Below are 12680 nucleotides of genomic sequence, written 5' to 3' on the forward strand. Positions count from 1 at the left end.
TCGGATGATAAACACGCGCCGTGCAAGCCCATGGCCGAAGCGGGACAATCCATGGCATGAAAGCTCTATCCGACATCGCCCTGTCCATGCTCGATCTGGTGGCCGTGCGCGAAGGTGGCACCGTGCGCGAAGCGCTCGACATCGCCGTGCGCACCGCCCAGCACGCCGAACGCCTGGGTTTCACCCGCTACTGGCTGGCCGAACACCACAACATGGTGGGCATTGCCAGCTCGGCCACGGCCGTGCTGGTGGGGCACATCGCCGCTGCAACCTCGCACATGCGTGTGGGTTCGGGCGGCGTGATGCTGCCCAACCACGCGCCGCTGGTGGTGGCCGAGGCTTTTGGCACCCTCGCCGAGCTGTACCCCGGCCGCATCGACCTGGGCCTGGGCCGCGCGCCCGGCACCGACGGCCCCACCATGCGCGCCCTGCGCCGCGAGCGTGTGGAAAGTGAAGACGACTTCCCGCGCGATGTGGCAGAACTGCAGCGGCTGCTGGCACCTGCTCAGCCCGGTCAGCGCCTGGTGGCCATGCCCGGGGCGGGCACCAACGTGCCCATCTGGTTGCTGGGTTCCAGCCTGTTTTCGGCGCGCCTGGCGGCCGAGCGGGGCTTGCCCTACGCATTTGCCTCGCACTTTGCGCCGCGCCTGCTGCTGCAAGCGCTTGATGTTTACCGCAGCCACTTTCAGCCCTCGGCCACACTCCAGCAACCCTACGCGGTGGTGGGTGTGCCGGTGATTGCCGCCCCCACCGACGAGGAGGCTGAGTTCCTGGCCAGCAGCACCTACCAGCGGGTGCTGGGCATCCTCACCGGCGACCGCCAGCGGCTGCAGCCGCCGGTGCCACATTTCCGTGCCAGCCTGCACGCCCAGGCGCGCGCGGCGGTGGACGATTTTCTTGCCGTGGCCGCCATAGGCGGGCCTGCTGCTGTGGCGGCCCACTTCGAAGAGCTGGCCCGGGTGACCGAAGCGGACGAGTTCATGATCGTCAGCGACGTGTTCGACCCCGCGCTGCGTCTGCGTTCGCTGGACATCGCGGCCCAGGCCATGCGTGTGCCGTCCCCGGTGGCCTGAACTACAATTCGTGCCGCACGTTGTTGCAACGTGTTTTCGCTAGGGGTGTTGCCCGCCACACGGCGGGCGACTGAGAAAGTCCCTTTGAACCTGATTGAGGTAATCCTCGCGCAGGGAAGCAAACGCAGTTACCGGGCGCCCACCACACGTGGGTATTCTGCTCGGTGCCATGCCCAGCCGACCTGCCATTTCGCGACCACCACGCCATGGCACACACCCGTTCTCTATTTCGCTCTTTGCCCCGCCGCAGCTTCATGCTGACGCCCGTGGCCGCCGCCTTGTTCAGCACGGCGGCCTTCTCGCAAACCCAATCCCTGGCCCCTGTCACCGTCAGTGACGGCACGGCAGCGCCCAGCGTGGACGTGGGCGGCTTTGGCGACGCGCCCCTGGCCCGCACGCCCATCAGCGCCACCGTCATCGACGCCGCCCAGATCGAGGCCAGCGGCGCGCGCAGCGTGCGCGACCTCTACAAGTTCGATGCCTCGGTCTCCGACGCCTACAACGCCGTGGGCTACTGGGACTACGCCACCGTGCGCGGCTACGTGCTGGACGCCAAATACAACTTCCGTCGTGAAGGCCTGCCCATCAGTGCCGAAACCGTGATCGGGCTGGAAAACAAAGAACGCGTGGAAGTGCTCAAGGGCACCAGCGGCATCCAGGCCGGCACCAGCGCGCCGGGCGGGCTCATCAACTACGTGGTCAAACGCCCCACCGAAAAAGACCTGCGCAGCCTGCGCACCGAAGTCACCAGCGAGGGCGGCGTGCTGGCCCACGTGGACCTGGGGGGCCGCTTTGGCGAGTCGCGCGAGTTTGGCTACCGCTTCAACTTGGCCGGCGAACGCATTGGCAGCCATGTGGACGCCGCCGATGGCCGCCGCCACCTGCTGGCCCTGGCCATGGACTGGCGCATCAGCCGCGACAGCCTGCTGGAGGTGGAATTCGAGCACAGCCGTCGCAGTCAGCCCGGCGTGCCCGGGCTGAGCTTGCTGGGCAACCAACTGCCCGCCGCCAACCCCTTCGTCAACATCAACCACCAGCCCTGGAGCCAGCCCGGCGTCATGCGCAACTTCAGCGGCAGCGTGCGCTTTGAGCAGGCCCTGGCCGAAGGCTGGAGCTGGACCGCTCAACTGGCCTCGCAGCGCCTGCAGGCCGACGACCGCCTGGCCTACCCCTACGGCTGCTTTGATGCGGGCAGCGACACCTACTACGCTGACCGCTACTGCCCCAACGGTGACTACGACCTCTACGACTTCCGCAGCGACAACGAGCGCCGCACCACCCAGGCGCTGCAGCTGGCCGTGAAGGGTGAACTCAAGACTGGCGCCATCAAACACCAACTGCGCCTGGGTATGCAGGCCAACCGCCACACCGACCTGGGCCAGCCCCAGGCCGACAACAACGCCGCCGTGGGCACCGGCAACATCTACACCCAGCCCGCGCTGCCAGCAGACCCCACCTACGCCGACCCGTACACCAACCTGCGCGAGCGAAGCACCGAGTTCTTTGCCTACGACGCCATCGAATGGGCGCCCGGCCTGAGCACCTGGCTGGGCCTGCGCCACACGCGCCTGAACCGCCACAGCGTGCGCACCGACGGCTCGCGCGAGACCGACTACCAACGCAGCTTCACCACCCCCTGGCTCGCCGGCAGTTGGCAACTCACGCCCGCCCACATGCTCTACGCGAGCTGGGGCAAAGGCGTTGAATCGGAAGTGGCCCCTGGCCGCAGCCGCTACACCAACGCCGGCCAACCCCTGCCCACGCTGGAGAGCCGCCAGTGGGAAATGGGCCTCAAACACGACGACGGCCGTGTGCGCTGGAACGCCACCCTGTTCAACATCACGCGGCCGCTTTCTGGCGATGTGGGCACCTGCGACGATGCCGCGACGTGCACGCGCGTGATCGACGGTGATGCGCGTCACCGTGGCCTGGAACTGGGCGCAGGCACCCGTCTGGGCGCCTGGAGCCTGCAAGGCAGTGCCAGCTTCATGCACGCGCGCCGACGCGGCGGCGTGATCTTGCCCGAACTCAATGGTCAGGCCCCCACCAATGTGCCCGAGTGGGTGCTGCGCGCCAGCGTGGGCTACCGCTTCGCCGCCGTGCCCGGCCTGAGCGCCATTGCCAGCCTGTCGCACGAAGGCCGCCGCAACGTGCTGCCCGATACCTCCGTGCGCCTGCCCTCATGGACGCAACTGGACGCCGCTTTGCGCTACGACACCCAACTGGGTGGCCACAAAGCCACCTGGACGCTGGCCGTGGAGAACCTCGCCAACCGCCGCTTCTTCAAAGAGTCGCCGTACCAGTACGGCCACATCTACCTGTTCCCCGCCGCGCCACGTACCCTGCGCCTGGCCCTGCAGACCAACTTCTGAAAAAAATCGGGCTGCTTGCAAAAAACCGAAAAATATCGATATACTTCAAGGCTTGTTCCCCGATAGCTCAGTCGGTAGAGCGCCGGACTGTTAATCCGTAGGTCCCTGGTTCGAGCCCAGGTCGGGGAGCCAAACAAGGCGAAAAATGGGAACCACCCCGGTTCCCATTTTCTTTTCTGCCTTGGCTGCCGGAAGCAAGTATTTTTCCCCGATAGCTCAGTCGGTAGAGCGCCGGACTGTTAATCCGTAGGTCCCTGGTTCGAGCCCAGGTCGGGGAGCCAAACACGACAAGGTTCCGTACGCAAGTACGGGACCTTTTTCGTTTGTGCGCCACCCCCCCATGGATGGCCCCTGGAAGGGCCACTGGTCGGGTCGTTGCACATTGCACAGGGTACCCCCACGTGTTGCACAAGCCATCCCCAGGTTTGTCCACAGGCCCGGCTGCGAGCTGACATACCATCAACATTTGCTCAGGATGCCCATGAACACTGCTTTGCCCGCCCCGTTTGAAGCCCTTGAAGACAGCAGCTACGGCGCAGACCGCGAGGTGGCGCAGCTGCGCATTCCGCCGCACTCCATCGAGGCCGAATCGAGCGTGTTGGGTGGTTTGCTGTTGGACAACGGCGCCTGGGACCGTGTGGGCGATCTGATCAAGGACACCGACTTTTACCGATACGAGCACCGCCTTATCTTCACGGCGGTGGCCGCGTTGATCAATGGTTCCAAGCCGGCGGACGTGATCACGGTGTTTGAGCAGTTGCAAAGCCAGGGCCGGGCCGAAGAGGTGGGTGGGTTGGCGTACCTCAACTCCCTGGCGCAGTACGTGCCCAGTGCGGCCAACATCCGCCGCTACGCTGAAATCGTGCGCGAGCGGGGCATCCTGCGCAAGCTGTTGTCGGCCAGCGATGAGATTGCCACCAACGCCTTCAACCCGCAGGGCAGGGCGGTGGCACAAATTCTGGACGAAGCCGAACAGAAGATCTTCAACATCGGCGAAGAAGGCTCGCGCATGAAGCAGGGTTTCCAGAGCATGGACACCCTGGTGGTGCAGCTGCTGGACCGTGTGCAGGAGATGGCCGACAACCCCAACGACGTGACGGGCGTGCCCACCGGCTTCATTGACCTGGACCGAATGACATCTGGCCTTCAGGCGGGCGATCTGGTGGTGCTGGCGGCGCGCCCTTCCATGGGCAAAACGGCGTTCGCCATCAACATCGCCGAGCATGTGGCGCTCAATGAAGGGTTGCCGGTGGCCGTGTTCTCCATGGAAATGGGCGCATCCCAACTGGCGGTGCGTGTGGTGGGTTCCATCGGTCGCATCAACCAAGGCCACCTGCGCACCGGCAAACTCACCGACGACGAGTGGCCGCGACTGACCGAAGCCATCGAAAAGCTGCGCACCGTGTCGTTGCACATCGACGAGACGCCGGGTTTGACGCCAAGCGAGCTGCGCGCCAACGCGCGGCGCCTGTCGCGCCAGTGTGGCAAGCTGGGTTTGATCGTGGTCGACTACCTGCAGCTCATGAGCGGCTCCAGCACGGCGGGTGGCGACAACCGTGCCACCGAACTGGGCGAAATTTCGCGCGGTCTCAAGATGTTGGCCAAGGAGTTGCAGTGCCCGGTTATCGCGCTGTCGCAGCTCAACCGTTCGGTGGAACAGCGCACCGACAAGCGCCCCATGATGAGCGACCTGCGCGAATCCGGCGCCATCGAGCAGGACGCGGACATCATCATGTTCATCTACCGCGACGAGTACTACACCCGCGAGGCCTGCAAAGAGCCGGGTGTGGCCGAAATCATCATCGGCAAGCAGCGCAACGGCCCCACGGGCACGGTGAAGCTGGCCTTCCTCAACGCGTTGACGCGCTTTGAGAGCTTGGCGCCGGGCTACGGCGGCGGCGATTTCTAACACGCCTGTCGGCCCCGGTGTCAGGGGCGGCGGTGCCGCTCAAAGAAGCGCCAGATCTCGCGTGTCGCATCAAACGCTGAAGTAGGGTCGTCGGCGCCGGGAGCGCCACGCAAACCGCCGGGCCACGCATGCCCGAGGCCCGTGACCAGCACACGCTCCACATCTCGACCTTTGGCGCAGCTGTATTGCCAATGCACGTGGGTGGGCAAAAACTGCTTGTCGGGGCCGGGCTGACAGCCGTTGGCTTGCGCCCAGTACAGGCTCTGAGCTGACACCGGCAGCAGCGGCCGTCCGCTCCACGCCTGCCGGAACCGCCCACCAGGCGGTCCGCCATCCACCGGAATGGACGCGTCAAGCTCACCATTGACGATGAAGGTCGGTACGGGCAAGGCCGCAGGGGGTTCGTCACCGAACAAAGAGGCCATCACCGGCGCGATGGCCGCCCAACGTTGTGGGTAGGCGGCCGCCACCCGGTGCACCATCATGCCGCCGTTGGATAGGCCGGTCGCGTAGAGGCGTTTGGGGTCAAGGGGGTGCTGCCTCAGCACGTCATTGAGCAAGGCCTCTATGAAGCCGGTGTCGTTCACACGTTGGCGCATGGCCGTACCACAACAATGTTGGGCGTTCCACGTGCCCAGCCGTTGCCCCGCCGCCGATGTGCCTTGGGGGTACAGCACGGCAAAGCCTTGCTGGCGTCCCAGCTCGGTGAAGCGGGTCATGCGCTCTACGTTCAGCGCATCGCCGCCACCGCCGTGGAACACCACCACCAGCGGCCAACCGCTGGCGTCTGCCGGTTTGCCCGGCGGCAGCCGCAACAAGTAGAGCCGTTTCTGACCTTGAAACGTCAATGGCTGTGTGGCGCCTTCCGCGCGAGGCCCGACGCCAGACGTGGCGTGCACCTGAGTCGCCAGACATAGTCCGGCGCCCAGCACCCATGCCCAGCGTCGCGCCATCGGGTGTTGCCAGGTGTCAGAGCACGTCGCTGGCAAAATCCGCCAGCCTGGAGCGTTCACCCCGCGCCAGCGTGATGTGACCGCCATGGGGCCAACCCTTGAAGCGGTCCACTGCAAAGGTCAGGCCGCTGGATCCTTCGGTGAGGTAGGGCGTGTCGATCTGTGCCAGGTTGCCCATGCAGATGATCTTGGTGCCCGGGCCGGCACGGGTGATCAGCGTCTTCATCTGCTTGGGCGTGAGGTTTTGTGCCTCGTCGATGATGACGTACTTGTTCATGAAGGTGCGCCCACGCATGAAGTTCATGCTCTTGACCTTGATGCGGCTGCGGATCAGCTCGTTGGTGGCCGCGCGGCCCCACTCGCCCGCGTTGCCGCCGTCGCCCTTGGCCAGAAATTCGAGGTTGTCGTCCAGTGCGCCCATCCAGGGGCCCATCTTTTCTTCTTCGGTGCCCGGCAAAAAGCCGATGTCCTCGCCCACGCTCACGGTGGCTCGGGTCATGATGATTTCGGTGTAACGGCGGTCGTCCAGCACCTGTGTGAGGCCGGCGGCCAGGGCCATCAGCGTTTTGCCGGTGCCGGCCGTGCCGGCGAGCGTGACAAAGTCCACCTCCGGGTCCATCAGCAGGTTGAGGGCGAAGTTCTGCTCGCGGTTGCGGCTGCTCACGCCCCACACCGCGTTTTTCAGGTGGGTGTAGTCCTTGAGGGTCTTGAGCACCGCGGTTTTGTCGCGGATTTCGACCACACGCGCATAGAGCGGCGGCTCGCCTGGCGCCTCAAAGTACACAAACTGGTTGATGTGGAACTGCGTCACCGTCGGGCCACTCACGCGGTAGAAGGTGTGGCTGCCTTGTTGCCAGCTCTCGATGGTTTTGCTTTGCAGCGTCCAAAAGTCGGTGGGAAGTGCCAGTGCGCCTGAATACAGCAATTCGCCGTCGTCCAGCGTCTTGTCGTTTTCGTAGTCCTCGGCGGCCAAGCCCAGCGCGCGCGCCTTGACACGCATGTTGATGTCCTTGGACACCAGGATGACTTCGCGGTCCGGAAACTTCTGTCGCAGGCCTTCGACCACACCCAGAATCTGGTTGTCGGCCTTGCCTTGGGGCAGGCTGCTGGGCAGTTTGTCGTTGAGCGGTTCGGTCTGGAAGAACAAACGGCCACCTGCACCCGTGTGGCCCGTGCCGGCCAACGCAATGCCCTTGGTCATGTCGCCGCCGTCCTGGGCCACCAGGGCGTCCAGCGTGCGGCTGCTCTGGCGGCCGTTGCGGGCCACTTCCGTCATGCCCTTTTTGTGGCCGTCCAACTCTTCCAGCACGATCATGGGCAGGAAGATGTCGTGTTCCTCAAAGCGGAACAGGCTCATCGGGTCGTGCAGCAAGACGTTGGTGTCGAGCACGAACAGGCGCGGCTTGCTGCTGCGTTTGCTGGCGGGTGCTGCCGCCTTGACGGGCTTGGTGCGGGCTGGCGCCGGTTTGTCGGCGTTGATTGCCGGTGCCACCACAGACGCGACTGGGGCCGTGGCCACGGGCGCTTCGGTCTTGGTGTTGTTGCGTCGGGCTCGCGTGGGTTTAGCGATCATTTCGTCCGCCGCTTTCACAGGGTTGGGCGCAGGCGGTGCCAAGACCACGGCGTCCTCATCGTGGGCATCAACGCTGGCGGGTGCGTGGGTTTTGTACGCTTCGTTGGTCAGCAGGGCGGCTTTTCGGGTGGGTGCTGGAGGCAGTGGCATGTGGGCTTGGTCTGTTTCAGTGGCCGAAAAAGCAAAAAGCCGTCAGGGCAACCTGGCGGCTTGTCGTGGGAGGGGAAACCGGGTTCCGGGTCTCAGGGGCATGAATTCATTATGCACGACTGCCATGACGGCCCTGAGCACCCCGCTGGCATGTAGGCTGAAAACGACAACGCCCCGGCGTGCGGGGCGTTGTTCGATACGTTGGTTGGCTCAAGCGGCTTTTTTCAGCGCCTTGACGGCTTTCAATACGTCTTCCACGTGGCCCGGCACTTTCAGGCCGCGCCACTCTTCCTTCAGCACGCCGTCGGGGCCGATCAGGAAAGTGCTGCGCTCAATGCCCTTGACCTTCTTGCCGTACATGATCTTGTTTTTGACCACGCCGAACATGTGGCACATTTTTTCTTCGGTGTCGGCGATCAGCTCAAACGGCAGTTCCAGCTTGGTTTTGAACTCGTCGTGCGACTTCATGTTGTCGCGCGAGACACCAAACACCTGGGCGCCGGCTTTCACGAAGTCCTTGTACTTGTCGCGGAACTGCATGGCTTCCGTGGTGCAGCCGGGGGTGTTGTCCTTGGGGTAGAAATACAGCACCACGGTCTGGCCCAGGTGGGTCTGGTTGCTGACCTTCAGATTGCCCGTGGCGACGGCTTCGAATTCGGGAATGGGTTTGTTGACAACGACGGCCATACTGTGGGGACCCCTGGGTAGGTTGGTTTGATTCGTCGGATTCCCTCGGCGGCGCGAAAGCACCGTCTTCTGCCCAGATTGCGCAAAAAAACGCAACCGAGCCGGAAACAATCTGCTATTTTACCCGGTTTGGCTGCCGGTCTCTGCATCGATCAGCAGCGCGGCCACGACGCGGCGGCCTTCGGCGGCCAGAATGTTGTAGGTGCGACAGGCGGCGGGCGTGTCCATGGTCTCCACCCCGATGTTTTGGCCGACCAACGCCCGCAGCAGCGCGGGCGGCGGAAAGCGCAGCCGCTCGCCGCTGCCAAAGACGACAAGTTCCGGGCGCAGCGCCACCAAGCTTTCAAAATGATCTGGGGTCAGCGCTTCAAAGTTGGCTGCTTGCCAGTCGAGGCGGTCCCCTCGGGCGCTCACCACCAGGCTGTGGCGCACGGGTTCGCCATTGACCGCGACCCAACCTGGGCCGTGCCCTGTGATGGCCAGGGTGTCGAAGCGGTCGGGTTGGAGTTTCATGGGTGATGAAGATGGGGGCGCCGTCCGCTGGACGGTCTGGAAAGTATGGTGAAATTATAGGTTTCGCCCCTTCGATTCCCATTCCATCATGAGCCAGCGCCCCATTCTCAAATCGGCCAAATTGGCCAACGTGCTTTACGACGTGCGGGGCCCCATCGTTGACGCGGCCAAACAGATGGAGGATGAGGGGCAGAAGATCATCAAGCTCAACATCGGCAACCTCGCGCCTTTTGGTTTTGATGCGCCCGAGGAAATCCAGCAGGACATGATCCGCAACCTGCCGAATTCGGCAGGTTATTCCGACAGCAAGGGCATCTTCGCCGCGCGCAAAGCGGTGATGCACTACACCCAGCAGCAAGGTGTGGCAGGTGTCACGCTCGATGACATCTACCTTGGCAATGGCGCGAGCGAACTCATTGTGATGGCGGCCAACGCGCTGCTGGACAACGGTGACGAGTTGCTCGTGCCCTCACCCGACTACCCGCTGTGGACGGCCGCCACCAGCCTGTCGGGCGGCACGCCCGTGCACTACCGTTGCGACGAGAACGACGGTTGGCAGCCCGACCTGGCCGACATGCGGGCCAAGATCACGCCGCGCACCAAAGGCATCGTGGTCATCAACCCCAACAACCCCACCGGTGTGATGTACAGCGACGAGCTGCTCAAGGGCATCGTGGCCCTTGCGCGCGAGTTCGGCCTGGTCATCCTGGCCGACGAGGTCTACGACAAGGTGCTTTACGACGGCGTGAAACACACCGCCATGGCCAGCTTGTCCACCGACGTGCTGACCCTGACCTTCAACTCCTTGTCCAAGGCCTACCGCTCCTGCGGTTACCGTGCCGGTTGGATGGTGCTGTCGGGCCCCAAGACCATCGCCAAGGACTTCATTGAAGGTCTGAACATGCTGGCCAACCTCAAGCTGGGCTCCAACGTGCCCGGCCAGTGGGCCATCCAGACGGCGCTGGGCGGCTACCAGAGCATCCAGGACCTGGTGAAGGAGGGCGGGCGCCTGCGCCGCCAGCGCGACCTGGCCTACGAGCTGATCACGGCGATTCCGGGCGTGAGCTGCGTCAAGCCACAGGCGGCGCTGTACATGTTCCCGCGCCTGGACCCCAAGGTCTATCCCATCGAGGACGACCGCCAGTTCTTCATGGAGGTGCTGCGCGAGACGCGCGTGATGCTGGTGCAGGGCTCAGGCTTCAATTACCCCGACAACCAGCACTTCCGCATTGTCTTCCTGCCGCACGAGGACGATTTGCGCGAGGCCATCGAGCGCATTGCGCGCTTCCTGGAACGCTACCGAAAACGCATGGTGGTGGCCGCCTGAAGCGCCACCCCGATCCCCTTTTTGCAACGACGACCGGAAACCGAGAGATGAAACCGATTCAAGTGGGCCTGCTGGGCATTGGCACCGTGGGCAGCGGCACGTTCAACGTGCTCAAGCGCAATCAGGAAGAGATCACGCGCCGTGCGGGTCGGGGCATCGAAATCACCATGGTGGCCGATCTCGACGTGGCGCGCGCCAAGGCGGTGGTGGGCGAGGGCGTTCAGGTGGTCAATGATGCCGCGGCGGTCATCGCCAACCCCGACATCGACATCGTCATCGAGCTGATCGGCGGCTACGGCATTGCCAAGAAACTGGTGCTGGACGCCATCGCCGCCGGCAAACACGTGGTCACCGCCAACAAGGCGCTGCTGGCCGTGCACGGCACCGAAATTTTTGCAGCTGCGTCGGCCAAAGGTGTGGTGGTGGCGTTTGAAGCGGCCGTGGCCGGTGGCATTCCCATCATCAAGGCGCTGCGCGAAGGCCTGACCGCCAACCGCATCCAATGGCTGGCCGGCATCATCAACGGCACCACCAACTTCATCCTGTCCGAGATGCGCGACAAGGGCCTGGACTTCGACGTGGTGCTCAAAGAGGCGCAACGCCTGGGCTACGCCGAGGCCGACCCCACCTTCGACATCGAAGGCGTGGACGCTGCACACAAGGTCACGTTGATGAGCGCCATCGCCTACGGCATCCCGGTGCAGTTCGACAAAGCCTATGTCGAAGGCATCACCAAGCTCGGCGCTGCCGACATCAAATACGCCGAACAACTGGGTTACCGCATCAAGCTGCTGGGCATCACCAAACGCACTGCCAAGGGCATTGAGCTGCGCGTGCACCCCAGCCTGGTGCCGGCCAAGCGCCTGATCGCCAATGTGGAAGGCGCGATGAACGCGGTCGTCGTCAACGGCGATGCCGTGGGCACCACGCTTTACTACGGCAAAGGCGCCGGCAGCGAGCCCACCGCCAGTGCCGTGATTGCCGACCTGGTGGACATCACCCGCCTGCACACCGCCGACCCGCAGCACCGCGTGCCGCACCTGGCGTTCCAGCCCAGCGCCATAAGCAACGAGGTGGTGTTGCCCATGAGCGAGGTGGTGACCAGCTACTACCTGCGCCTGCGTGTGGCCGACGAAGCCGGCGTGCTGGCCCAGGTCACCGGCATCCTGGCCGGTGCCGGTATCAGCATCGACGCCGTGCTGCAGCGCGAGGCCGATGAGGTCGGCGGCGAGGGTTCCACCCAGACCGACCTCATCATCCTGACCCACGACACCCGCGAGGGCACGATGAACGACGCCATGGCACAGATGCAAGCCCTGCCCACCGTGTTGGCTCCCATCACCCGCATCCGCAAGGAAGAACTGGCCTGATTGGGCTAGAATTGTGGCCAGAATGTCCTGAAAAGGAGACCGCCATGAACGCTGTCTGGCAAGTGCAAGAAGCGAAAAACCACTTCAGTGAGGTGATTGACCGTGCCCTGCACGAAGGGCCACAAACCGTCACGCGCCATGGTCGGCCGGTGGTGCGCGTGGTGGCGGTGGCTGATGAGGGTGCGCGCAAGGGCCCGCACGCGGGTGACGGGTTTGTCGAATTTCTGCTGAGTGCGCCCAAGGTGGAAGGTGGCTTGCCAGAGATGCCGCGTGATCGCAGCGAGGGGCGTGCCCCCCTGTTTGGCGAAGATTGAACGGCAATGCGCTGGCTGCTCGACACCTGCACGCTGTCCGAATCCACCTACCTGCGGCCGCATCCTGGTGTCCAGGATTGGCTGGCTCGCCATGGCGACGATTGTGCGGTGTCGGCGGCTTCGTTCGGTGAAATTCACTACGGTGTGGCCTGTCTGCCTCCCAGCGCCAAACGCAACCAACTGCAGGCATGGGCGCTGGCGCTGGCGCAGCGCTTTGAAGGGCGCGTGCTGAAAACCGATGAGGCCGTCTGGCGGCAGTTTGGTGACCTCAAGGCGTCGCTGCGGGCTATGGGCCGCATGCAGGACGCGCTGGACATGGTCATTGCCGCCACAGCGCTCCACCACGGTCTGACAATCGTCACCCGCAACACCCGCCATTTCGAAGACACGGGCATCCGGCTCGTCAACCCCTGGGCCGATGAACCCTCGGCATGAAAAC

Annotated in this window: 11 protein-coding genes, 2 tRNA genes and 1 riboswitch; of the genes, 9 read left to right on the forward strand and 4 right to left on the reverse strand. The window is 64.1% G+C overall.

Going from position 1 to position 12680, the window contains the following annotated elements; translation table 11 throughout:
• Positions 1-56: 56 nt before the first annotated feature.
• From ACFQPB_RS16995 to dnaB, 5 genes are all read left to right on the forward strand, one after another.
• Entirely contained in the window at positions 57-1073 is a 1017-nt protein-coding gene (locus ACFQPB_RS16995) for an LLM class flavin-dependent oxidoreductase (RefSeq protein ID WP_382225809.1), read from the forward strand.
• Positions 1074-1104: 31 nt separating this feature from the next.
• A riboswitch (TPP riboswitch) is annotated at positions 1105-1207 on the forward strand.
• Positions 1208-1279: 72 nt separating this feature from the next.
• Positions 1280-3445 (forward strand): TonB-dependent siderophore receptor, encoded by a 2166-nt coding sequence (locus ACFQPB_RS17000; protein WP_382225812.1) that lies wholly within the window; start codon positions 1280-1282, stop codon positions 3443-3445.
• 56 nt (positions 3446-3501) lie between these two features.
• A tRNA-Asn gene (locus tag ACFQPB_RS17005) sits at positions 3502-3577 on the forward strand.
• Positions 3578-3650: 73 nt separating this feature from the next.
• Positions 3651-3726 (forward strand) — tRNA-Asn (locus ACFQPB_RS17010).
• A 200-nt stretch (positions 3727-3926) separates the two neighbouring features.
• A complete protein-coding gene (dnaB, locus tag ACFQPB_RS17015) occupies positions 3927-5354 on the forward strand; it encodes a replicative DNA helicase (RefSeq protein WP_382199340.1) in 1428 nt (475 codons plus the stop codon).
• A 20-nt stretch (positions 5355-5374) separates the two neighbouring features.
• On the opposite strand, the gene ACFQPB_RS17020 is transcribed toward dnaB, so the two are convergent.
• From ACFQPB_RS17020 to ACFQPB_RS17035, 4 genes are all read right to left on the reverse strand, one after another.
• Complete coding sequence (locus tag ACFQPB_RS17020; protein ID WP_382225815.1) at positions 5375-6202, reverse strand: CE1 family esterase; 828 nt, start codon at positions 6200-6202, stop codon at positions 5375-5377.
• A gap of 121 nt (positions 6203-6323) precedes the next feature.
• Positions 6324-8030, reverse strand: a complete 1707-nt coding sequence (locus ACFQPB_RS17025; protein WP_382225818.1) for a PhoH family protein — start codon at positions 8028-8030, stop codon at positions 6324-6326.
• A 210-nt stretch (positions 8031-8240) separates the two neighbouring features.
• Positions 8241-8717, reverse strand: a complete 477-nt coding sequence (locus tag ACFQPB_RS17030) for a peroxiredoxin (RefSeq protein ID WP_382199343.1) — start codon at positions 8715-8717, stop codon at positions 8241-8243.
• A 120-nt stretch (positions 8718-8837) separates the two neighbouring features.
• Complete coding sequence (locus ACFQPB_RS17035) at positions 8838-9230, reverse strand: Mth938-like domain-containing protein (RefSeq protein ID WP_382199344.1); 393 nt, start codon at positions 9228-9230, stop codon at positions 8838-8840.
• 88 nt (positions 9231-9318) lie between these two features.
• Here ACFQPB_RS17035 and ACFQPB_RS17040 point away from each other — a divergent pair, with 88 nt between their 5' ends.
• From ACFQPB_RS17040 to ACFQPB_RS17055, 4 genes are read left to right on the forward strand one after another with little or no spacing between them, the layout of a single operon-like run.
• Entirely contained in the window at positions 9319-10557 is a 1239-nt protein-coding gene (locus tag ACFQPB_RS17040) for a pyridoxal phosphate-dependent aminotransferase (protein WP_382225821.1), read from the forward strand.
• A 47-nt stretch (positions 10558-10604) separates the two neighbouring features.
• Positions 10605-11927: a homoserine dehydrogenase gene (locus ACFQPB_RS17045; protein ID WP_382225824.1), complete on the forward strand. Its 1323-nt coding sequence runs from the start codon at positions 10605-10607 to the stop codon at positions 11925-11927.
• 44 nt (positions 11928-11971) lie between these two features.
• Positions 11972-12241 carry a type II toxin-antitoxin system prevent-host-death family antitoxin gene (locus tag ACFQPB_RS17050; RefSeq protein WP_382225827.1) on the forward strand — a complete coding sequence of 90 codons (270 nt, stop codon included), beginning with the start codon at positions 11972-11974 and terminating at the stop codon, positions 12239-12241.
• Positions 12242-12247: 6 nt separating this feature from the next.
• Positions 12248-12676, forward strand: coding sequence for a type II toxin-antitoxin system VapC family toxin (locus tag ACFQPB_RS17055; protein ID WP_382199348.1), 429 nt, complete (start codon positions 12248-12250; stop codon positions 12674-12676).
• Positions 12677-12680 lie beyond the last annotated feature (4 nt).

This window comes from Hydrogenophaga atypica (genome assembly GCF_042665215.1).
In the GTDB taxonomy this organism is placed as follows: Bacteria; Pseudomonadota; Gammaproteobacteria; order Burkholderiales; family Burkholderiaceae_C; genus Hydrogenophaga; species Hydrogenophaga defluvii_A.